This is a genomic window from Ruminiclostridium papyrosolvens DSM 2782 (assembly GCF_029318685.1).
Taxonomy (GTDB): domain Bacteria; phylum Bacillota; class Clostridia; order Acetivibrionales; family DSM-1351; genus Ruminiclostridium; species Ruminiclostridium papyrosolvens.
Window position 1 is genome coordinate 2,905,435 of record NZ_CP119677.1, and the last position, 20,568, is coordinate 2,926,002.

The window sequence follows — 20,568 nt, forward strand, 5'->3', positions numbered from 1 at the left end:
TTGTATTACTCCTTTATTTTACCTTGTTAATTCATTTTTTTTTATTATTCCATTTCTTTTTCTTTCTAAAATTTAACTTTCCGAAAAGAAATTTTATAACAACCGCTACTTTATATATAATGTAATTACTATTTTGCAATGCTATGGATTTTCCCAGTGCTTTTCCTCCAACAGTGAGAGATGCAACCATTGCAGTAATTGAAAGCCCAAAAATTGAATTTTGCGCTCCCGTACCGCCTCCCGAAAACTTGTATACTATAAAGGCAGCCGCCGTACCGCTTATTACACTGCAAATATCTCCGACAACATCGTTGCAGAAATTTGATACCTTGTCGGCATTTCTTATGAGCATAACTGCCTGTTTAGCACCATAAAGCTTTCTTGACGCCATGGAATGAAATGGTGCTTCATCCGCAGCTGTCGCCGCTGTACCTATTAAGTCAAATAATATACTTATGATTATTATAACAAAAACAATGAGAAATGAAACAACTGTGGTAGCATTACCTAATGTTTCATTCGAAAAAAAAGACATAAAAATAGAAATGAAAAAAGTTATTACCGTAATTAAAAGTGTCCAAACTCTTGTTTCTTTTTTAGAGCTAATTGCGTTAGCCCTGAATTTAACCTTCTTTTCATCGGCTGGATATTTATAATTATCTTCCACACCAATCCTCCAGATTTATTAGAAAAACAGGTGGCAGTTTATTGAGTAAATTTTGCGGCTTAGGTCAGGCAGGATTTCCCTGACATGTACTGGAATGTCGCCAAACCAGAGGTTTCCCTTTAAACACATCACCGTACGTCTCCGTTTACGGGGCCTGATTACCACTTAGTCCACACTTTAATCCTCAATAAACCACTTTGTAAGAACAGTCTAGGGGTTTTCCCCAGCAGTCAAAATGATTCCTAGCCTCTTTTGCAAAAAAGGTTTCAAACAGCAATAATGCTTATATATCGGCCAATACATGAAGCATCTGATCCGTTATCCACCGGATTTCACTCAAGGCAGGCTACACTGTTCACAGCCATCATATAGACACCGCATAACAGGTTTAATCCCTTTTCGTAGTTGAGGTGGCAAGCAAAAGCTTGACTTTTCTTCCACAAGTAAGGGTCTCCACGGAAAAGGGGTCAACGCCCGCATGCCATTGCGGATCGCCCCTAAGCCTTAACTCCCAGCATCAACCCACCACTGGGCGTAGCAAGCCGACACAAGGAACTTCATCGATGTGCCCTTAAACGGATTTTTAGGCCCGTCTTCAGAATCATCAGTACTGACTAGAATACTGCGCCACCCTGTTTTTTTGTCAATAGTAATTTTTTAATAACATAAATGCCATTGAGACAACATTATAACATAAAAACTTTGATAAACAAAGAGATTATTATTCCCCAAAATTCATCTTAGCGGTCCCTTACAACCAGTGATAATGCAAGTTCTTTTAAAAACTGCGCATTATTGCCGAATGCTTCAAGACAGGAAATACCTTCTTGAGTTACTGTTTCAAGAAGCTTTTTTGACTCTTCAAGTCCATACATGGTTACATAAGTTGATTTATTGCATGAAGAATCGTTCCCGGGGTTCTTTCCCATGTTTTCTACGGTTCCTTCTATGTCAAGAATATCATCCTTTATTTGAAAGGCTAACCCTAAATTTGCTGCATACCCTGACAGAAGCTCAAATTCCTTTTTATCGGCACCGCATATTACTGCCGCAGCTTCCACCGGCGCTTTTATCAACGCACCTGTTTTTAGTCTGTGCATTGTTTTTAGCCTATCACTTTCAATGGTTTTTCCTTCAGATTGAAGATCAATTACCTGACCTCCTACCATTCCCAATGACCCTGCATACTTGGCAACTATTCCGGCAGCCCGCATTTTATCAATACTCTTTGATTCAACTGCATCATTAATCATTATCTCATAAGCCATATTCAATAGTCCGTCTCCGGCCAGTATTGCCATAGCTTCACCAAACACTTTATGGTTTGTGGGTTTTCCCCTTCTATAATCATCATTATCCATAGCCGGCAAATCATCATGTATAAGTGAGTATGTATGAATCATTTCGATTGCACAGCCGAAATTAATTACCTCATCAAAAGGTTTATCTAACATTTCTGCTACAGCGAGTGCCAGTAAAGGCCTCAATCTCTTGCCTCCGGCTAAAAGGCTGTAGGACATTGCTTTCTTTATATCCAGACAGTATTCGTTTACTTCCGGAATAATATTTTGAAGCCTCTCTTCAATCATATTCACATATATATTGTTTTTTTCCTTAAAATTCATATTTCCTCCGAATTACAAGTTAAAATCTTTTTCTTCCAAATTACCCTCTTCATTCTGAATCAACATTGTAATTTTCTTTTCTGCTTCATCCAGCTTCGCCGCACAGTACCTTGAAAGTTCTATCCCCTGCTGAAAGCTGTTGATGGACTCTTCCAGTGTGGCTTCACCCTTTTCAAGCTTCACAACAATTTGTTCAAGCTCTGCAATAGCTTCTTCGAAGCTCTTTTCAATTTTAACGCTTTTACTCATATATCTTTCCCTCTCTTACCGATGTAACGTCACATTCTGCCAATCCGTCATTTATCAATATTTCCAACTTATCTCCGGCATTAACCTGCTTTACACTATTTACAACATGTCCTTGGGAATTTTTTACAACACCATAGCCACGTTCCATTATCTTCAAAGGACTCAAAGCATCCAGCTTTCCTGCTAGGATTCCAAACTGTGACTTCTTGTCTTTTATAATAGCTTGATTTTCCCTTACAAGGTTTTTTACTAGATTGTCTATTGCCTGCCTTTGCTGGTTTACTCTGTCATAGGGCTGTGTAAAAGAAGGTCTTGAATTTATTTTTTGCAGTTGATTCTGCAATGCAGTCACTTTTTTCACAAGGGAATTTTTCATTCTCATATTGTAGCTTTCCAGTTTATATAAAAGCACCTCAATATCAGGAACTGCAAGTTCGGCGGCAGCGGACGGGGTGGGTGCCCGCATATCCGAAACAAAATCACTTATTGTAAAGTCTGTTTCATGTCCAACAGCAGAGATAACGGGGATATTGGATGCATATATACTTCTGGCAACAATTTCTTCATTGAAGGCCCACAGCTCCTCCAGTGAGCCGCCGCCTCTGGCCACAATTATTACGTCAACCTTATTATGCTCATTTAGTCGCTTAATTGCCTCAGATATCTGTCCTGCTGCCTGAGGTCCCTGAACGGCTACAGGATACAAAACCAACTTCATTTTGCTGTTTCTTCTATAAGTAACATTAATAATATCTCTTATAACGGCACCTGTTGAAGATGTTACAATACCTATACTTCCCGGCAGCAATGGAATACTTTTCTTTTTTTCAAGGTCAAATAATCCCTCCTGCTGAAGCTTCTCCTTTAATTGTTCAAAGGCAACGTGCAGAGCACCCACTCCATCGGGCTGCATATTACTTGCATATAGCTGATACTGCCCGTCCCTTTCAAAAACGGAGATATAGCCGGACACTATCACCTTCATACCATTTTCGGGAGCAAATCTCAGCGCAATGGCCTGTGACTTGAACATAACGCATTTTAGAAGGCTGTTTTCGTCCTTAATGGTAAAATACATATGCCCGGTATAATGGTGCTTAAAGTTGGATATTTCACCCCTAATTGACACATCCGATAATATTAGGTCCCTTGATACCAACTGCTTTATATAATTATTTATGTCAGAAACCGAATAAACTCTATTCATTATTCATAAAACTCCTATATTTCAAAAAAGGATAATGTCAAATTTATCACATTACCCTTTAAAGCTTCTATTATTCAGAATCAGTTTCACCAGTTATTGTCTCTAAAGGTATATCACTCTTTGATACCTTGGCCAAAAGACCGTTAACAAACGCTCCTGCATCTTCATTGCTATATTTTTTAGCTAATTCTACAGCCTCATTTACAGAAACACTAAATGGTATATCGTCCCTATACAATATCTCGTAAATTCCTATTCTTAAAATTGACAAATCTATTTTAGATAAACGATTTATTTTCCAACCGGTGGCTTTTTTTTCTATTATACCATCTAAAACCGGCGTTTTATCGAATACCCCATCAACGATTCCTTTAATATATTCCCTATCGTTTTCAGTTAAACTTTCGTCTTCCAGGGCCATGTTAATTTGTTCGTCTCTGTCAGTTTTCTGTATTTCCAATTGATACAACAGTTTCATCGCAGATTCCCTGGATGCACGGCGTCCCATTGATATTCCTCCTTAAATTATGTTATTTCTGTCTATCTGTATGTACCAGGCGGCAGTATCCTGTCCAGAAGATTCTTAATATAGTCTTTGTCCTGGTACAATTTTTTCCCGACATAAAATCCAAAAACTACACACAAAACTATAAACAATGCTTTTAACAATCCAAGAATCAATACAATAACTGCAATCGAAAAACCGATTGCGGCCCCCAGTATTTCACCCTTGTGCTGATTGTAAAACTCGGTTAATACCTGTTTATCCATGGTAACACCTCCAATTGCTACTCAACTCTCGCAGATTTGTAACCAGTGAAAATGCTCTCCACCAAAACTCTGACACTATCTACCTGCACTCCCGTGCAATCTTCAACTGCAGATTTTACTTTCTGCTGCATATCTTCAGACAACAGAGGAATGTTTATGTCAGGAAGAACAATTGCTTTCACAGTAATACTGACACCTTCGCCTACTTTTGTAACAAATGCCTTGGAATCACGAATCCCGTTGAGCTTTCTCGATGTAGCCAATGCAATGTTCTCGATTGAGTTTAAAGTAATTCTGATATCGCCGTTTTTATTGTATTTGGTTATAGCTTTTTTATCTCCTTCCGGCTTAAAACCGGAAAGAAGGAATGTCAAACTCAAACAGAAAAATATTGAAGAAACAATGAACATTATAATGGATGGATTCCGATATCCCAACACATCGTTATATAAGTATGTATAAGCCTCCGACAATATGTCAGACTTGATTGTAACAAGCATTGCGAACATGGATGCAATTGTCAGGAAAAATGCATATACAGCTAATAGTACACGTAAAATTATGTTCATATAAACTTCACCTCTATTCTTTTATTATAAGCAAACAATACCCATAAATTCGGTAATTAATTTCATTATATTTCAATTATGTATAAAAATCAAACGTATATGAGAATGTTTGGATAATAATCATTCTCATATACTTTATTTAATTATTTCCAATAACACAGATATTGATACCCTTACTTGACTTCAGTATCCTTCTTTGCTTCTTTTTCAAAGTTAACTCCCTGAATATGAATGTTAACCTCAACGACATTGAGTCCTGTCATTTCCTGTACCGTATTTTTTACCTTATCCTGTATGTCCCATGCAACTTCAGGTATTCTTGAACCAAATTCTACTATTATATATAAATCTATAGCTGCTTCTTTTTCTCCGACCTCGACTTTTACTCCTTTAGAGAGGTTCTTCCTACCGAGAATCTCAGCTATTCCTCCCGCGATACCTCCGCTCATGCCCGCTACCCCGGGAACATCAGTCGCAGCAATTCCCGCAATAATGGCAACAACTTCCTCAGATATTTTTACAGAACCATAGTCATCAATTATATTATTTTCTTCCATAATATACCTCCATTATATCAGTCAGGCAATATTACCATTTTATCTGGATAACAGCTTGTAAAATTATATCACTTCAATCCTTATTTATCAATCTATACTAGTATTTTAAATATCATTGGTTTCTAATCATATGGAATAATGTTGCTGCTTGTCCAAAAAACTATTAAAAGCAAAAAGGCTATCTTTTTCAAGATAACCCCTTTTTGAGCTGCTTTATTTATAAAATTATAAGAAATCAGAACATATTCTTGATTATAATCTTATCAAAGGGAACATTTCCCTGTCTGGCAACAATGTCAAGTATTTTAGCCTGATCAGCTTTAGATATCGCAGGAGCCTTTACAACAACATCCACACTCCCGTCGTCAGAGAATAATGCGACTACATCATTAAAACCTTTTTCTTTGATAAGAGTTTCAATGTTTGCCTCTTTCTGAGAGGTTTCAACTATTTTCATCATTTTTGCATAAGCTTTGGATTTTGCATCCTTGCTAGCCATGTCGTCTCCATAAACACCTTTCATTGTTTCAATGTCCTTGTCTCTGGTAACATCCCTATCCATTTTTGCCTGAGCAAAAAAGTTGTTTGCTTCCTTTGATGCGGTAGCTGTTTTCTCTTCATTCCCGGCAGTGGCAGTGTTAACATTTCCCTTAGCAGATGCATCCTTATTATCTACATACACTGCATCGCCAAATTGAGCGGAGTCATCTTCGCTGTATTGTGCGCTTTTGTTGTAGGTGTACTGCAAATAGCCTGCTACTAACAGCATAAGTACAAGGGATAGTACAATTATTTGTTTTCTTTTTAAAAAATTCATTACATAGACCCTCCTAACAATCTTTTAGTTTATTGTTTCTCCTTGGCTTTTCACCTAAAGGATTTTTGCTCGTCTCACACATTATGTATATTCATATATATTAAAGTTTATTTCTATTTTTTAAAATTAGTTTTTATTTCTCTCAAATACCTGTATCTTGTGGGAAGCTACTTCAAAAAGTGCCTCCGTAGCATTTGCCAGACTACTTCTGACTTCAGCATCTCCGGCTCCGTCTGCAACTATTACAACTCCTTTTACTTTTGGGAGCATTTCCTTTGTGATGTACGGTTTTTTTACTCCGTCGCTTTCCTCAAAAATAATATTATTCTCTTTGTCAGACTGTTTAACTGACCGTGTCCCCCCTTCCTTATCTTTCTCCTGTGTGTCACTTGTACTGTTTTTCGTGTTATAGGCCGGTACAGATTCATTACCGGAATAAAAGGTAACCATAACACTAACCTTACCTGCTCCTTTTATTTGGGACAGTATAGATTCCAGACTTTTTTCCAGTTTATCTTTTGTTTCACCTTCCTTCTGACTCAATGTTTCCACAGCCTCTGTACCGTTTTTGGGCTGGGGAGTGACCTTCTCACTTTTCTTTGCTGTTTCTTGAAAAAATACACTGCCTGCAATAAGTAGGATTATTCCTATAATTGCAATTATTACAGTATTCTGAATTACTTTTTTACTCCCGTCGGCAGTTATTTTGTTTTTCAGCTCCGTTATAAGCTTACTAAATTTATACATTTATATTCCCTCCTACATCATTTATTCCGAAAATATATTGGTTATCCAAAAATAATTAATTTACTGTAACAATAATACTGTCTTTTTTTATTTCAAAGGATTTATTTATGGTCTGTTTTAATTGTTCTGTTATTTTTTTACTCTCATCATCCGTAACTGCTTCCTGTTTTTTGTTGTTTTTTCCCTTTACAAAGGGTAATGAAATATCAATTTTTTTAACAGGCATTACGGAATTAATTTTTACACTGTCCGACTGCTTTTTTCCCCGTTTTATCTGAAGATTTACTCTGGTTATTTCCCCGAATTTATTTGAAGAGTAGTCTTCATTGATTTCAATGTCAGCTTTTGCCTGAGAAACTCCATTAACCTTTAGAGCTTGCTCCTGTATACTGTTAATAACTTTGTCCTTGTAAACCTGGGATACCTGCTTCATCTGCTTGTCCTTTAACAGTTTGCTACTGGCTTCGAGCTCATTTTTATCAAGGTACATGCTATCTGATAACACATTCTGTCCAATATCAAAATTCTTATTTTTAAGAGTTAAAAAAGGGTTTATAACAGCAATCAGCAAAATAAATCCTGCTATAAGACTTATTATTTTCTTTATTTTTCCTGAAGGCATTATTATTTCAAATAAAACCAGAATGATTGTGATTGTTACAATATTGATAATCCAGCTTCTTAAAAATTCAAGCATTTGAAATCCCTCCCCTACCTTATTGCCGCAGACATATTAGTAGTACTTATTACAATTGTTATTGCTATTAGGAACATAACTGCTACAGCGGCGGTTACTCCTAATATATATGTCAATGAGCCTGACATATCGTTAAGGCAATTTGTAATCTTCTTATCTGCTATAGGCTCTACAAATGCACAGGCAAGCTTGTACAATATAACCACGGCAAGGATTTTCAAAAGCGGAGCAAGGCATATTACTAAGATACCAATCATGGCAATAAGCCCTGATGCGTTTTTTATTACAAGTGTACAACCAACAACGGTATCGGCTGCATCTGCCAGATATTTTCCTACTACCGGTATAAATGTTCCAAGTGCAAACTTTGCCGTCTTGCTTGTAACTCCGTCTACAACCGCACCCATGGACCCCTGTATTGATACAATTGCTATAAATATAGTAAGGATAAGTCCCAGCCCCCAAGTACAGATTTGCTTCATAAAACCGGCAAGTTTGGTTAATTGAATTTTATCTGAAATATTATTTACTATGTTAAGCATTGTAATTAGGAAAATCATGGGAATAAAAAAATTCTTAATTGCCGTGGCAGCTATTTCAATCAGCATAACCAGTACAGGCTGGAAAACACCTGCCGAAGATATACTTCCTGATGTAGCCAGCAATGTAATTAACAGTGGTATTATTGAATGCATAAACGACACCATACCATCAATAATATCCATACACATTTTCATTGCTGTACTGAAGCTGACCATCAATACTGAAACCAATACAATGTAGCAAACGAAAAATGCCATTTCACCTACGCTTTCACTAAGAAATGAATTTTGCAGGTTTTTCAGTATAGCGCAAATGATACAAAGTATTATTATCTTAATTAATATGTCTGCATTTAAAAAGACTTCTTTTAGTAGATACCTGATTACTCTGTTAATAACCCCTGTGAAACTGAATTTCAAGTCACCTCTTGCGGCATCGGAAGCAATTTTTCCGGGGTCAAAATCCGGAAAGAGATCTTGTGACTCTTCCCCGTAATACTTTCTTACATTGTCGCTTATATCAGAGTTATCCTTAAGTTGATCGCTAAGAATTTTTTCATTTTCATTACTGCTGTCAGTATTTTGCTGTAATGACTCTGCATGTACGCAAAGTGTGGAGAAAATAGTTATAAGCAGTAATATTGCAAATACAAGTTTTTTTAATTTCATTGGTAAAATTCCTCCAAGGCTAAAAGCAGCCGTTAACGTGATGTATTTCAGATACCTGCTAAGGCATCAGTTTTACTACCAGGTCCAGGAGTGATGTTATTATTGGTACTGCCAGAATTACTATGGTAACCTTACCGGCAAGCTCTATTTTTGATGCAATTGATGATTCTCCTGCATCTTTGCAAACCTCTGCTCCAAACTCCGCTATGTATGCAATTCCTACTATTTTAAGCAAAATAGCAATGTATGTTGAGTCTATATCAGCCTTCTGGCTGAAGGTTTTTATAAAATCTATGACTGCGGATAGCTTTACTGCTACAAGCATAAATATGAGAATCCCGGTAATAATGCTCACCTGCAAAGCAAGCTCCGGCTTCTGTACCTTTATCACTGATGAAAGTGCTACCGCAACTATACCAATACAAACAATCTGAAGTATGTCCATATCATATGTACCCTCGTATCCATAATGCTTTTGTTAAAATTGAAACATGGTTTTTACCGCCTCAAAAAGACCCGCAATCTGTTTCGACACCATCAAAAGTACAACTACTATTCCTGCAAGGGTTGTCATCATAGCCTGTTCTTCCCTTCCACACCTGGTTAAAACCTGATTCAGTACCGAAACTAATATGCCTATTGCTGCAATTTTAAATATGAGATCTACTTCCATAAAACTTCACTCCTTTGTATCTAAAATAATACGACTACTATTGCCAGTCCACTTAATACTCCAAGGCTTTTGTACATTTTTTCGTTTTTTTGTCTCATTTGTTCTGCTTTCATTTCCTGCAGTTTCAGTTGGGATGAGACAAGATTTATATTGTTAATCTGGCCTTCCAAATCTGAACTGCCAAGCATTTTACCAAAGGTAATCAAAATTGCCTTATCTTCCTTACTTAAACCCAGCTTTGCAGATGTGTTCTCCACAGCCTTTTCCCAAGCCATATCTGCAGTTATTCCGGGCAAGGACAGGTTTTCAGCCGCTTCCTTAAAAAGTAGTGAGGCATCAGTTTTAGAGCTTGTATATATTCTTTCAAAGGACTGTGCCAATAAATTTGACAGATAGCTTATCTCATTTTCAAACATTTGCATCAATACCTGAAGTTCTCTGAGTACTTTAGGTCTTTTTGAGCAGTCCGCTGCCAGAGAAAAGCCCATAAGGCTGGTTGCACATATGAGAAGTGCCGAGCCAATAATTTTTATTATCATTTTTATAAGCCCCCTTCTATGCTGATACCCTGTAAATCGGTGTCATCCCTTCATCTACAACCTCTTCAAGTGTACCGGGCCCGTTTCTGGAACTCAGCACTATATACCTTTCAAAAGCTGCGGATTTAATCAAAGAAAGGAGCTCCTCCCTCATTTTTAGCTCTGTTATGTTATAACCGTGTGCCGACGCTATTATTTTAATGCCTGAATTCAGTACTTTTAAAACGGCATCTCTGTCACCGTGGGTCCCTATCTCATCAGTAATTATTATACCGGGCGACATACTTCTCAAAAGCATTTCCATCCCCAATACCTTTGGACAACCATCCATAACATCCGTTCTATATCCTACATCATTCTGTGGCACACCTTTGCAGCATGCAGCGATTTCAGACCTTTCATCAACTATTCCTACCTTCATACCGTTAAAGTCATATTCCTGTTCACCGCTGCTGAGCATTCTGGACAAATCCCTGAGTATGGTAGTTTTTCCGCATTGAGGCGGCCCGACGATAAGTGTGTTATAAATATCAGAGCTGTTTTTTATTATGTATTTAATTATATTTTTTGCGCAGCCTCTTACCTCTTTTGCAATACGAATGTTAAGACCGTTAAAATCCTTTATGTTTCTGATTTTACCTTCCTGCAGTACAACCTTTCCGCTTAGGCCTATTCTATGTCCTCCCCGCAAAGTGATATAACCCGATTTTATTTCATCCTGATATGCGTAAATGGAATTCTCACTCATGAGTTCAAGAGTTTTGATTATCTCTCTTTGCTCAACTAAATAAGCCTCACTCAAAGAACGTGTTAAACGCCCGTTTCCGGTGACAAACCAATCATTTTTTTTATAAAACACCATTAGGGGTTTTCCTGCCCGCAACCGTATTTCTTCCAAATTGTTTAACTCATTAATATTAATTTTTTGAATAACTTCCCTGATACCGGGAATGAGGAAAGGAAATATTTCAAATTGTACGTTAGTCATGTGTTAATCACTCCTTGCTTTTCTTTAGTTAACACCCTCGTGTTAAGTAACTGCCTTAAATCTCATATAAGAAATTTATTTATTTATATATATTAGGCTTTGTCCAACATTATGACAAAAATAAATAAAGGTATAAAAAACACCCGACGATACCATTTTGGTTCATCGGGTGTCAAATTTACTTATATAATTCTCTTATTATCTCAAAGAAACTTTTTTATTCATAATACGGCCGGTAATATAGAAGAGGACAAATATCATAATTACATCAAATGTATATCCTCCCAAACCAATAACCATATTTGAAGGATTTGTGTTGTTAAAGTTATCTATTAAATATCCAACCATATTATGAGCAGTTAAAGAAATATCTACACTACCTGAAATGTTTACGAAAAGTGAAAAAGGAATAATTATGGTCAGTATAGTCTCTACTATCCTGAGTACTATATTTGTAACAAAAAACAATAGAATCGAAGCTCCTGCCGCCCCTATATTATGGAATTTAGGACTATTTGCCAGGGTTATGGAAAAGTAAATCTGACTCATAAGATACAGTATAGCTAAACAAATCATAGGTATAAATGCATACATATATTTGCCCATGCCATATCTTTCTATTTCATCCAAAGCCGACGCCCACATTTTCCCGTCTACTCCTAATCCATATAAGGCTACAAAGATAGCTCCCATACTGATTATAACACTCAGTAACATCCAACCAAATGATACGATTGCCTTTGAAACAAGATGAAGGTGAGGCTTTAAAGGCAGTGTAAAACTTAAATAACCCTCGTTTGAGTATAGGTTTTTGTAAAATCTCATACATATTACTACCAGTGTAACAACAAATACTGAAATTCCAACTAATAGCAGAAGCACTGATGATGTTGCCTTGAACCAACCTAACTCAAGTTTTCCTGAAAGCAGTGACAAACCTGCCATAACTGCTGTTATCAAATAAAAGAAAGGTATTAGCCTTGATGTATCTTTAATCTCGTACTTAAATAATTTTCCTAACATTTGAACACCTCCTCAAATAGCTCTTCAACAGATTTACCATTTTTCTCTCGAATATTGTCAACAGTATCATCTATCAGAATTCTGCTTTCTCCCACCATAATTACCCTATCAAATATTCTTTCAACATCGTTTATAAGGTGAGTTGAGAGAAGTACTACTGCATCCTCGGAATAATTGTTCAGTATAATATCCAGCATTGCTTTACGTGAAGCGGGGTCAAGTCCTCCCAAAGGTTCGTCCAGTAAATATACCTTTGCTTTTCTTGACATTACAAGAATGAGCTGAACTTTTTCCTGCATTCCTTTTGACATACTTTTTATCTTTTGATTTGGATCAAGCTTGAATTGAGAAAGCATTTTAGATGCCTTTTCACGGTCAAAGTCAGAGTAAAAATCTTCAAAGAAGTCCAAAGCGTCCTTAGCTTTTAAGTTTTCACCAAGATAGGTTTTTTCAGGTAAGTATGAAACAATAGATTTTGTGTACTCATCAGGAGATCTTCCATCAATCATTACCTTTCCTTCATAATCTTGAATAATACCTGCAATTATCTTGATTAATGATGTTTTGCCGCATCCGTTTGGTCCCAGCAGACCCACTATTGTCCCACTTTCTAATGTCAAAGATACATTATTCAGAACCTTTCTTGAGCCGTAGCTCTTATGCAATGCCTTTATTTCTATCATATTACTCATTTTTAAGACCTCCCTTTTCAAATTCAACCAATCTGTTAGATACTACATATATTATTTCTTCTTTCGTATAACCAAGTTTCTTCATCAGGTTGTAATAATTCCCGGTATATTCTTCAGCCATCTCATCTCGCGCTTTCTTAATTTTATCCTGGTCCTGAGAAACATATCGTCCCGAGGTTCTTTCTGCATACAGCAAGCCCTCTCTTTCCAGTTCGGATAAAGCCTTCTGCATGGTGTTGGGATTTACTGAAAACTCCACAGCCAGCTCTCTGACAGATTGAAGTCTCTGCCCTGCTTCCCATATTCCTGAAACAATCTTGAGCTTAACATTATTCATTATTTGAATGTATATGGGAACATTAGCTGAAAAATCATTAGCCATCAGACCACCTCCCTCTTGCAACTATTTTTCATTGTCTTCACTTGCCTTTCCCCATGTAATTTTGTAACTTCCGTAGTGTTTTTTACCTGAAACTTTAATTTTGTAGTCTCCTGACTCATGAATTTTTACTGTGAAAGAGGATGTAGGTATATCCTTACCCTCATAAATACTGTGACCCTTTTCATCAGTAATGGACATGTCCAGCTTTCCTTTTTTTGAAACAATATCCACATTTACATTCATGGGATTGCCTTCCTTTACTTTAATAGAAGTAGCTTTATATCCGTTAAATTTTTCATAACTCATAGACATCATGCTAAAAGTATTTTTTTCAACAGATTTTAAAGTACTAAAGCTTCCGTAGGTGCATCCGGATAATAAAAATATGGTTGAAACAATTATAAGTAAGATGTACTTCTTATTTATCATGGTGTACTCCCCTTTAAGTTGTATTATTGTATTAAGTGATTAATACAATAATACAACTATAGCAAATTTGTGTCAATACTTTATATAAAAAAATCCATGCCCTGAGATTATTCTCATGACATGGATTTCAGTATATTTATGTGGACATTATCCATTTATAATGATATCACTATGTATGCGGCAACAGTCCGTAAGTTTTATATTTTAAATGTTACTAATTTTAAAAAAGCTGCCAACATATTATGTTGACAGCTTCAAATAAAATACTATTAATTATTCTTCATCATGATCATGTCCGCAACCGCAGCCACAGTCATCCTCACAGTCGCAATCCCATTCCAATTCAATCTTCTCGTGGCAATGGGGACACTCAATAGAGTCGGTATCTTCGTCAATCATTTCAAGATCAACATCGATTTTTTCGCCACAGTTAGGGCACTCTATTTCTTCAACCTCAATCTCGTCCTCATCATAAATAAGCTTTTCAATCTCTGCGAGATCCTCATCTATGCTGTCTACTTGTTCACCAAGATCATCCTGAATTTCCTCAATATCTTCTATTGCAAGTGTGATATCATCCAGAACATCGATTATAGCGTTTAACAGCTTTCCTTCGTTGGTTGAATCATTAATTTTCATACCCTCTGCCAAACCTTTAATGAATGCTACACGTTCGCTTATATAGCTCATATTTACCTCCTCATTACCACTTTGGTATTTTATTATTTAACTCTTTCCATATATTCATTTGTTCTAGTGTCAATTCTTATTATATCTCCAGTGTTAACAAAAAGAGGCACTTTTATAACATAACCGGTTTCAACCGTAGCAGGTTTTGTTGCACCGGTAGCAGTATCTCCCTTAAACCCGGGGTCTGTCTCTGTTACCTCAAGCTCTACGAATGTAGGAGGCTCGATACCGAAAACGTTTCCTTTATGTGAAAGAATCTTTACAATGTCATTTTCCTTAACAAGATTGAGAGTATTTCCTATAGTTTCCTTGTTTATAGGAAGCTGTTCAAAGGATTCAACATCCATAAAGTAATATAAATCACCATCATTATATAAATACTGCATATCTTTTCTTTCGATATGAGCTTTTGGCATTTTATCTGTAGGATTGAAAGTTCTTTCAACTGTTGCACCTGTTATTATATTCTTTAACTTTGTTCTTACGAACGCAGCTCCTTTTCCCGGCTTAACATGTTGGAATTCTATTACTTGAAATATATTATTATCCAATTCGAATGTTACGCCATTTTTAAAATCACCAGCTACTATCATACCTTACCTCCATAATATAAAAATGCATAAAAATTTATTTTATCTTTAATACTACCCTAGTTTATATTAAATTAATTTTCTCTATTAGGCAAGAAAAATTTTCATTTTAATAATAAAAGTCAATAAATGCACCGAAAAAGTCTGTTTTTGGCTTATATTATAATCATGTCCTTTTTAGATTGGGTTAGAACAAGAGGGTTGTTATCCCTGATTATAATAGTATCCTCTATTCTTACTCCTCCAAGCCCCTCAACATAAATACCCGGTTCTACTGTAACTGCCATATTGTTTTTCAGTACTTTATCTCCGCTTGGTGACAGGCGTGGATTCTCGTGTATCTCAAGACCTAAGCCGTGACCAAGTCCATGTCCGAACTTACCTTCAAATCCTTTGTCATATATTATATCCCTTGCTATTTTATCAACTTCCCTTCCGGTTTTTCCAGAAACAGCACCTCTCTCTGAAGTTAACTGGGCTTCTAATACTATATTATAGATATCTATCATTTTTTTATCCGGCTGTCCAAGAAATACTGTTCTTGTTATATCTGAGCAATAATGGTTGTATAATGCGCCAAAATCCATTGTAATTGTATCACCGATTTCGAGCTTCTTTTCAGATGCTACTCCATGAGGCATGGATGATCTCAGCCCAGAAGCAACAATTGTTTCAAAGGAAGCACCGGATGCCCCTAATTTTTTCATTTGATATTCCAGTTCGGCAGCAACATCAAGCTCTGTAATTCCTGGCTTTATAATACCCAGAACATAACTGAATGCACCATCAGCAATTTCTACGGCTTTGGTTATTGTTTCTATTTCATAAGAGTCCTTTATACTCCTTAACCCTTCAATAACAGAGCCAATTCCCTCCAGTTCAGTACCCTGAAACTTGCCTTTAAATGATTTGTATTCCGCGTAAGTCAAGCTTTCATCTTCAAAGCCAAGTTTTTTAATTCCTTCGGCGTTTAGTATTTCAAGGATAGTATCTTTTATGTCAGTCTTATGTTGAATTACTTCAAACATAGGAGCCTGCTTTGCCGATTGTTCAACATATCTGAAGTCTGTCAGCAGATATGCTTTTTTATCAGTAATAACAAGGTTTGCGGAAGTGCCTGAAAAACCTGAAAGATACATATAATTTTCTCTTTTTGTAATTAATGCACCATCTTGTCCAAGGTTTTTCAGTTCCTTTCTGAAAGTGTCCAACCTATTTGATAGTATTTGCTTGTCAACCATTTAAACTACCTCCATAAATCCCTATTTTTGTCTATATATATTAACCTATTAACCTTTAAAAGTTTGCTGCAGCATGAAGTGCCAGTATGTAACTCATTTTGCCGAATCCGCATATCTGTCCTACACAAACGGGTGCTATCATTGATGTATGCCTGAATTCTTCTCTGCTATGTATATTTGAAAGGTGTATCTCTATTGTAGGTATTTCTATTGCCTTTATTGCATCTCTTATAGCTATACTGTAGTGAGTATATGCTCCCGCATTAATTATTACAACATCATAGACACCACGTGCTGCATGCAGTTTGTCTATGATTTCTCCTTCGTGGTTTGATTGTACAAAATCTGACTCCAAACCAAGCTCCTGAGATACGATATTAACCTCTTGGGCAATATCCAGCAGTGTTTCGCTTCCGTATACGGCTTTTTCCCTGATGCCTAGCATATTCAGATTAGGCCCGTTTAAAACAAGTATTTTTTTCATTTTAACCTCCATTTTTTATCTAATGAGCTGTTGCAAAACAGAAGTTTTTCTGTTTTAACAAAGGTAACTGCCGTATAAAAGTATATCAATGATTGCTTCCAAGCTCCCATTGATATACAATTTATACTCCAAAGTACAGGTTAGAAAATATAATTATTTTTGCGATACTCACTTATTAGAACAAATTTTGATTCTCCAGGATGCCATAATAAATTTCTTTCATTTCAGCGGCATCCTCTGCCATCATTCCTCTTGATTCACAAATAATTACAGGCTCCATTTTCCTGTTAACCAGTACAGGCGCAAGATGTTTGAATTCAGGTCCAAACTCCTTATCAGAAAAATTCCAGTGCTTTTTTTCTCCACCTTTGGAGAACTCTATCCTGCTGAAATGACAATGAATGTTTTTTGTTCTTTCCTTGCCTATTGAGTTTTCTATAAAATCTATGACTGTTTCAAAGTCTTCTTGAGAATTCAGTATTCCAAGGCCTCTGGCATGAACATGACCAAAATCTATAGTAGGAATAAGCCTTTCATCGATTTTGCACATTTCCATTATTTCTTCAAGTGTGCCCAACTGGTTATGCTTACCCAACACCTCCGGACATATACTGATATCACCAAAACCAGCGGCATCAGACATTTGCAGAGTTTCTTTAAGAATCTGAATTGCCAATTCAAGTGACTTTTCCCGTCCCAGTTTACTGGTAGAACCCGTATGAACAACTATTCTCTTGGCACCCATCCACTTTGCAACCTGTAAGGTTTCCATAATGTATCTCTTGGAATTTTCTCTTTTGTCCTCTTCTTCACTTGACATGTTTATATAATACGGAGCATGGATACTGACAAAGATATTGTTGTTTTGTGCCTGTTGACCTATTTCTCTGGCAGTTGCCTCTCCAACCTTTACTCCTTTTGTACAGGAATACTCATAAGCATTCAGTCCCTTTGAAGCAAGCCATGCAGGCATTTGCGACGATGATTTGAATCCCTGTTCATAAAAGCTGTCTGAATTTCCGGATGGCCCGAATCTTATCATATCCTTTTCTCCTAATAACATTTATTTGCTTTCAATGAATACTTTCATAGCCTTGTAACTCATATAAACATCTATTTTACTTGATATTTCCATTGGAGAGTGCATAGAAAGTATCGGTACTCCGCAATCAAGTACATCAACACCAAGGTTTGCAACATGCTGAGCTATAGTTCCACCGCCACCTAAGTCAACTTTACCCATTTCTGATAAATGCCAAATAATGCCTTCTTTATTAAACAGGTTTCTGATTTCCGCTACAAATTCAGAATTGGCATCGCTTGCATCGTATTTGCCTCGTGAACCTGTATATTTTTGAAGTACAATACCATTTCCCATAAATGATGAATTTGTTTTTTCATTTACACTTGCATACGTTGGGTCAACAGCTGCATTAACATCAGCTGAAAGCATTTTTGAGTTTTCCAGACATAGGTTTGTTAAAATATCTGAATAGTTATCTACTGTTAAATATAGCAGTTTTGACACAAAATTCCTGAGAAGACTGGACTGAGCACCGGTATTCCCCATGCTTCCGATTTCTTCTTTGTCAGTAAGAATACACAACGCAGTTTTTTCAGGCTTCACAATATCAAGTATTGCTTTTACACATGTAAATGCACAAACCCTGTCATCCTGACCATAAGCACCTATCATACTCCTGTCCAGTCCAATATCCCTTGCCTTGTATGCGGGTACTGCCTCCAGTTCTGCCGATATAAAATCCTCTTCTATTATTCCGTATTTTTCGTTTAAAAGCTTTAATATATTCAGCTTAATTTTATCTTTTACCTTCTCATCCTTTAAAGGCATTGAGCCAAATAATATATTGAGACTTTCTCCTTCAATAACCTCAGTGGCTTTTTTCTGCATCTGCTCCTGAGCCAAATGAGGAAGTAAATCTGTTATGGTAAATACAGGGTCTTTGTCATCCTCACCAATACTGATATTCAACTTTGAACCATCTGGCTTAATAACCACACCATGTAATGCTAAAGGAATAGTTACCCATTGATATTTTTTTATTCCTCCATAGTAATGCGTTTTAAGCAGTACTATACCGGTGTCCTCATAAACAGGGTTAGGTTTTAAATCAAGGCGTGGAGAGTCTATATGTGCTCCAAGCATATTTATACCATGTGTCAGCGGTTCTTGGCCAATTACTGCAAAAACAGCAGATTTCTCCTTGTTTATGTAGTAAACCTTGTCCCCTTGTTTCAGCTTTGTACCTTTTTTCATAAGTTCATTCAGATTTTCATACCCTGCCTTAACTAACTGACTTTCTACAACTGAACAAAATTCACGCTCTGTTTTTCCTTCATCCAGGTACGTCTTATATTCATCACATAATTCAAAAGCTTGTTGAACTTCTTTTTCACTATGCTCCCAAGCATTTTTTTGATTGTAGGTAAGCTTTTCTTTTAATAATTCACCTTTTGTCTTTTCTTGATTCATTTTCTAACCTCTCTCTTTTTTGACTTTTAGTTTAAAATGTAGATAATATTAATTAGCATTACTTTATTATCGTATGATATTTATAGGATGGTTAATTTTAGTTTTATTATACTTTTCAAAGGAGAAAGTTACAATGCATGACAACCATATTCATTCAAAATTTTCTACAGATTCGCACATGGACGCAGAAGAAGCCTGTAAAAAAGCCGTTGAAACAGGACTTAAAGGATTGGTTTTCACCGACCATGTTGATTATGACTTTCCTGATTTTGATGAGAGTTTTTTAATTGATTATAATGAGTATTTTTCCTTTTTTAGTAAACTTAAAGATAAGTGGGCATCTAAGCTTGAAGTGCTTATAGGTGTTGAAATGGGTTTTCAGCCCCATGTAGTTGATAAAATCAATAATATAGTAAATCAATTTGACTTTGATTTTGTTATTAACTCAGTGCATATAATTGAGCACAAGGACCCTTATAACGGGACTTTCTTTGTGGGAAAAACACAACAGCAGGCTTATGAAAGATATTTGCAAGAAATCCTTTGTTCAGTAAATGCCTATGATAATTATGATATTATAGGCCATATAGGTTACGTTGCACGGTATGGCAACTTCCAAGACAAACCTCTCAGATACAAGGATTACAGTGATATTATCGACGAGATTTTAAAAGCAGTTATAGAAAAAGGAAAAGGTATTGAGCTTAATACTTCCGGGTTAAGAAGTGACCTTGGATGTACAATACCCGGTTATGATGTTGTAAAACGCTACTTTGAGCTGGGTGGAGAAGTTATTACCGTAGGGTCGGATTCCCACTTTGCAGAACATCTGGGGCACAGTTTTTGCGAGGCCTTTGAACATTTAAAGAGTATTGGATTTAAGCATGTGGTTCATTTTGAAAAAAGAAAACCTGTTTTTGAAAAAATATAAATTGAGGTTGTTGCAAAACAGAAAGTTTTTTGTTTTGCAACAACCCATGTTTGATTTATTTGTGTATCAGGTCTATGGAACCCAGCACAACATGTGCCACTCCAAAGCCTATAACGCCCGCTCCAATTGCAACTGCTGTATCACGCTTCTTCATGCCATGTCTTTTCATGTCATAACCTCGCATTGCCAGCCCTGTTGCGGTAACAGCCGTTCCTAATACCGTTGGAATCAATCCTTCACGCAAAATAAATCCCTCCTCCTGCTTTTAAAACAAATACTTATTTAATGTCTGCAT

General features: G+C 36.4%; 28 protein-coding genes. 1 reads left to right on the forward strand and 27 read right to left on the reverse strand.

Annotated features, from left to right (window positions below; translation table 11 throughout):
- Positions 1-31: 31 nt before the first annotated feature.
- From P0092_RS12955 to P0092_RS13080, 26 genes are all read right to left on the reverse strand, one after another.
- On the reverse strand, positions 32-667 hold the full coding sequence (locus P0092_RS12955; RefSeq protein WP_004617707.1) for a hypothetical protein: 636 nt from the start codon (positions 665-667) through the stop codon (positions 32-34).
- A 740-nt stretch (positions 668-1,407) separates the two neighbouring features.
- Positions 1,408-2,292 (reverse strand): polyprenyl synthetase family protein, encoded by an 885-nt coding sequence (locus P0092_RS12960; protein WP_004617705.1) that lies wholly within the window; start codon positions 2,290-2,292, stop codon positions 1,408-1,410.
- Positions 2,293-2,304: 12 nt separating this feature from the next.
- Positions 2,305-2,541, reverse strand: a complete 237-nt coding sequence (gene xseB, locus P0092_RS12965; protein WP_004617703.1) for an exodeoxyribonuclease VII small subunit — start codon at positions 2,539-2,541, stop codon at positions 2,305-2,307.
- Complete coding sequence (gene xseA / locus P0092_RS12970) at positions 2,534-3,748, reverse strand: exodeoxyribonuclease VII large subunit (protein ID WP_004617701.1); 1,215 nt, start codon at positions 3,746-3,748, stop codon at positions 2,534-2,536. The genes xseB and xseA overlap by 8 nt, the downstream gene beginning before the upstream one ends.
- A 70-nt stretch (positions 3,749-3,818) precedes the next feature.
- A complete protein-coding gene (gene nusB, locus P0092_RS12975; protein WP_004617699.1) occupies positions 3,819-4,256 on the reverse strand; it encodes a transcription antitermination factor NusB in 438 nt (145 codons plus the stop codon).
- Between the two features lie 32 nt (positions 4,257-4,288).
- Positions 4,289-4,519 (reverse strand): DUF2273 domain-containing protein, encoded by a 231-nt coding sequence (locus tag P0092_RS12980; RefSeq protein ID WP_004617697.1) that lies wholly within the window; start codon positions 4,517-4,519, stop codon positions 4,289-4,291.
- Between the two features lie 17 nt (positions 4,520-4,536).
- Positions 4,537-5,088, reverse strand: a complete 552-nt coding sequence (gene amaP, locus P0092_RS12985) for an alkaline shock response membrane anchor protein AmaP (RefSeq protein WP_004617695.1) — start codon at positions 5,086-5,088, stop codon at positions 4,537-4,539.
- A gap of 173 nt (positions 5,089-5,261) precedes the next feature.
- Positions 5,262-5,645 carry an Asp23/Gls24 family envelope stress response protein gene (locus tag P0092_RS12990; RefSeq protein ID WP_004617694.1) on the reverse strand — a complete coding sequence of 128 codons (384 nt, stop codon included), beginning with the start codon at positions 5,643-5,645 and terminating at the stop codon, positions 5,262-5,264.
- A gap of 235 nt (positions 5,646-5,880) precedes the next feature.
- Complete coding sequence (locus P0092_RS12995; RefSeq protein WP_004617693.1) at positions 5,881-6,462, reverse strand: SpoIIIAH-like family protein; 582 nt, start codon at positions 6,460-6,462, stop codon at positions 5,881-5,883.
- A 126-nt stretch (positions 6,463-6,588) separates the two neighbouring features.
- The gene (locus tag P0092_RS13000; RefSeq protein ID WP_004617692.1) at positions 6,589-7,209 is read right to left on the reverse strand and encodes a hypothetical protein; all 621 of its coding nucleotides are present in this window, start codon (positions 7,207-7,209) and stop codon (positions 6,589-6,591) included.
- Positions 7,210-7,264: 55 nt separating this feature from the next.
- On the reverse strand, positions 7,265-7,906 hold the full coding sequence (locus tag P0092_RS13005; RefSeq protein ID WP_004617691.1) for a stage III sporulation protein AF: 642 nt from the start codon (positions 7,904-7,906) through the stop codon (positions 7,265-7,267).
- 14 nt (positions 7,907-7,920) lie between these two features.
- Entirely contained in the window at positions 7,921-9,117 is a 1,197-nt protein-coding gene (gene spoIIIAE, locus P0092_RS13010) for a stage III sporulation protein AE (protein ID WP_004617690.1), read from the reverse strand.
- A gap of 58 nt (positions 9,118-9,175) precedes the next feature.
- Positions 9,176-9,562, reverse strand: a complete 387-nt coding sequence (spoIIIAD, locus tag P0092_RS13015) for a stage III sporulation protein AD (RefSeq protein WP_004617689.1) — start codon at positions 9,560-9,562, stop codon at positions 9,176-9,178.
- Between the two features lie 33 nt (positions 9,563-9,595).
- Positions 9,596-9,790 carry a stage III sporulation protein AC gene (spoIIIAC, locus tag P0092_RS13020; RefSeq protein ID WP_004617688.1) on the reverse strand — a complete coding sequence of 65 codons (195 nt, stop codon included), beginning with the start codon at positions 9,788-9,790 and terminating at the stop codon, positions 9,596-9,598.
- A 20-nt stretch (positions 9,791-9,810) separates the two neighbouring features.
- Positions 9,811-10,329 (reverse strand): stage III sporulation protein SpoIIIAB, encoded by a 519-nt coding sequence (gene spoIIIAB / locus P0092_RS13025; protein WP_004617687.1) that lies wholly within the window; start codon positions 10,327-10,329, stop codon positions 9,811-9,813.
- A 16-nt stretch (positions 10,330-10,345) separates the two neighbouring features.
- Entirely contained in the window at positions 10,346-11,317 is a 972-nt protein-coding gene (spoIIIAA, locus tag P0092_RS13030) for a stage III sporulation protein AA (protein WP_004617686.1), read from the reverse strand.
- A 198-nt stretch (positions 11,318-11,515) separates the two neighbouring features.
- Entirely contained in the window at positions 11,516-12,340 is an 825-nt protein-coding gene (locus P0092_RS13035) for a hypothetical protein (protein ID WP_004617684.1), read from the reverse strand.
- A complete protein-coding gene (locus tag P0092_RS13040) occupies positions 12,334-13,032 on the reverse strand; it encodes an ABC transporter ATP-binding protein (protein WP_004617682.1) in 699 nt (232 codons plus the stop codon). The genes P0092_RS13035 and P0092_RS13040 overlap by 7 nt, the downstream gene beginning before the upstream one ends.
- The gene (locus tag P0092_RS13045; protein ID WP_004617681.1) at positions 13,025-13,414 is read right to left on the reverse strand and encodes a GntR family transcriptional regulator; all 390 of its coding nucleotides are present in this window, start codon (positions 13,412-13,414) and stop codon (positions 13,025-13,027) included. Before P0092_RS13045 ends, P0092_RS13040 begins: the two co-directional genes overlap by 8 nt.
- Before the next feature lie 21 nt (positions 13,415-13,435).
- A complete protein-coding gene (locus P0092_RS13050) occupies positions 13,436-13,843 on the reverse strand; it encodes an emp24/gp25L/p24 family protein (RefSeq protein WP_004617679.1) in 408 nt (135 codons plus the stop codon).
- A 273-nt stretch (positions 13,844-14,116) separates the two neighbouring features.
- The gene (locus tag P0092_RS13055) at positions 14,117-14,533 is read right to left on the reverse strand and encodes a CD1247 N-terminal domain-containing protein (protein ID WP_004617678.1); all 417 of its coding nucleotides are present in this window, start codon (positions 14,531-14,533) and stop codon (positions 14,117-14,119) included.
- 32 nt (positions 14,534-14,565) lie between these two features.
- Positions 14,566-15,126: an elongation factor P gene (gene efp / locus P0092_RS13060; protein WP_004617675.1), complete on the reverse strand. Its 561-nt coding sequence runs from the start codon at positions 15,124-15,126 to the stop codon at positions 14,566-14,568.
- 152 nt (positions 15,127-15,278) lie between these two features.
- Entirely contained in the window at positions 15,279-16,364 is a 1,086-nt protein-coding gene (locus tag P0092_RS13065; protein WP_004617673.1) for an aminopeptidase P family protein, read from the reverse strand.
- Positions 16,365-16,419: 55 nt separating this feature from the next.
- Positions 16,420-16,848, reverse strand: coding sequence for a type II 3-dehydroquinate dehydratase (gene aroQ / locus P0092_RS13070; RefSeq protein WP_004617671.1), 429 nt, complete (start codon positions 16,846-16,848; stop codon positions 16,420-16,422).
- Positions 16,849-17,023: 175 nt separating this feature from the next.
- Positions 17,024-17,890 carry a TIM barrel protein gene (locus P0092_RS13075; protein WP_004617668.1) on the reverse strand — a complete coding sequence of 289 codons (867 nt, stop codon included), beginning with the start codon at positions 17,888-17,890 and terminating at the stop codon, positions 17,024-17,026.
- A 21-nt stretch (positions 17,891-17,911) separates the two neighbouring features.
- On the reverse strand, positions 17,912-19,342 hold the full coding sequence (locus tag P0092_RS13080; RefSeq protein ID WP_004617666.1) for an aminopeptidase: 1,431 nt from the start codon (positions 19,340-19,342) through the stop codon (positions 17,912-17,914).
- A gap of 133 nt (positions 19,343-19,475) precedes the next feature.
- Between P0092_RS13080 and P0092_RS13085 the strand changes: the two genes are divergently transcribed.
- On the forward strand, positions 19,476-20,273 hold the full coding sequence (locus P0092_RS13085) for a histidinol-phosphatase HisJ family protein (RefSeq protein ID WP_004617664.1): 798 nt from the start codon (positions 19,476-19,478) through the stop codon (positions 20,271-20,273).
- A 55-nt stretch (positions 20,274-20,328) separates the two neighbouring features.
- Here P0092_RS13085 and P0092_RS13090 read toward each other — a convergent pair whose 3' ends face one another.
- Positions 20,329-20,517 carry a hypothetical protein gene (locus P0092_RS13090; RefSeq protein WP_004617662.1) on the reverse strand — a complete coding sequence of 63 codons (189 nt, stop codon included), beginning with the start codon at positions 20,515-20,517 and terminating at the stop codon, positions 20,329-20,331.
- Positions 20,518-20,568 lie beyond the last annotated feature (51 nt).

Coding starts and splice junctions, on each gene's coding strand:
- P0092_RS12960 (WP_004617705.1), bottom strand. CDS start 2,292: ATGAATTTTAAGGAAAAAAACAATATATATGTGAATATGATTGAAGAG.
- xseB (WP_004617703.1), bottom strand. CDS start 2,541: ATGAGTAAAAGCGTTAAAATTGAAAAGAGCTTCGAAGAAGCTATTGCA.
- xseA (WP_004617701.1), bottom strand. CDS start 3,748: ATGAATAGAGTTTATTCGGTTTCTGACATAAATAATTATATAAAGCAG.
- nusB (WP_004617699.1), bottom strand. CDS start 4,256: ATGGGACGCCGTGCATCCAGGGAATCTGCGATGAAACTGTTGTATCAA.
- P0092_RS12980 (WP_004617697.1), bottom strand. CDS start 4,519: ATGGATAAACAGGTATTAACCGAGTTTTACAATCAGCACAAGGGTGAA.
- amaP (WP_004617695.1), bottom strand. CDS start 5,088: ATGAACATAATTTTACGTGTACTATTAGCTGTATATGCATTTTTCCTG.
- P0092_RS12990 (WP_004617694.1), bottom strand. CDS start 5,645: ATGGAAGAAAATAATATAATTGATGACTATGGTTCTGTAAAAATATCT.
- P0092_RS12995 (WP_004617693.1), bottom strand. CDS start 6,462: ATGAATTTTTTAAAAAGAAAACAAATAATTGTACTATCCCTTGTACTT.
- P0092_RS13000 (WP_004617692.1), bottom strand. CDS start 7,209: ATGTATAAATTTAGTAAGCTTATAACGGAGCTGAAAAACAAAATAACT.
- P0092_RS13005 (WP_004617691.1), bottom strand. CDS start 7,906: ATGCTTGAATTTTTAAGAAGCTGGATTATCAATATTGTAACAATCACA.
- spoIIIAE (WP_004617690.1), bottom strand. CDS start 9,117: ATGAAATTAAAAAAACTTGTATTTGCAATATTACTGCTTATAACTATT.
- spoIIIAD (WP_004617689.1), bottom strand. CDS start 9,562: ATGGACATACTTCAGATTGTTTGTATTGGTATAGTTGCGGTAGCACTT.
- spoIIIAC (WP_004617688.1), bottom strand. CDS start 9,790: ATGGAAGTAGATCTCATATTTAAAATTGCAGCAATAGGCATATTAGTT.
- spoIIIAB (WP_004617687.1), bottom strand. CDS start 10,329: ATGATAATAAAAATTATTGGCTCGGCACTTCTCATATGTGCAACCAGC.
- spoIIIAA (WP_004617686.1), bottom strand. CDS start 11,317: ATGACTAACGTACAATTTGAAATATTTCCTTTCCTCATTCCCGGTATC.
- P0092_RS13035 (WP_004617684.1), bottom strand. CDS start 12,340: ATGTTAGGAAAATTATTTAAGTACGAGATTAAAGATACATCAAGGCTA.
- P0092_RS13040 (WP_004617682.1), bottom strand. CDS start 13,032: ATGAGTAATATGATAGAAATAAAGGCATTGCATAAGAGCTACGGCTCA.
- P0092_RS13045 (WP_004617681.1), bottom strand. CDS start 13,414: ATGGCTAATGATTTTTCAGCTAATGTTCCCATATACATTCAAATAATG.
- P0092_RS13050 (WP_004617679.1), bottom strand. CDS start 13,843: ATGATAAATAAGAAGTACATCTTACTTATAATTGTTTCAACCATATTT.
- P0092_RS13055 (WP_004617678.1), bottom strand. CDS start 14,533: ATGAGCTATATAAGCGAACGTGTAGCATTCATTAAAGGTTTGGCAGAG.
- efp (WP_004617675.1), bottom strand. CDS start 15,126: ATGATAGTAGCTGGTGATTTTAAAAATGGCGTAACATTCGAATTGGAT.
- P0092_RS13065 (WP_004617673.1), bottom strand. CDS start 16,364: ATGGTTGACAAGCAAATACTATCAAATAGGTTGGACACTTTCAGAAAG.
- aroQ (WP_004617671.1), bottom strand. CDS start 16,848: ATGAAAAAAATACTTGTTTTAAACGGGCCTAATCTGAATATGCTAGGC.
- P0092_RS13075 (WP_004617668.1), bottom strand. CDS start 17,890: ATGATAAGATTCGGGCCATCCGGAAATTCAGACAGCTTTTATGAACAG.
- P0092_RS13080 (WP_004617666.1), bottom strand. CDS start 19,342: ATGAATCAAGAAAAGACAAAAGGTGAATTATTAAAAGAAAAGCTTACC.
- P0092_RS13085 (WP_004617664.1), top strand. CDS start 19,476: ATGCATGACAACCATATTCATTCAAAATTTTCTACAGATTCGCACATG.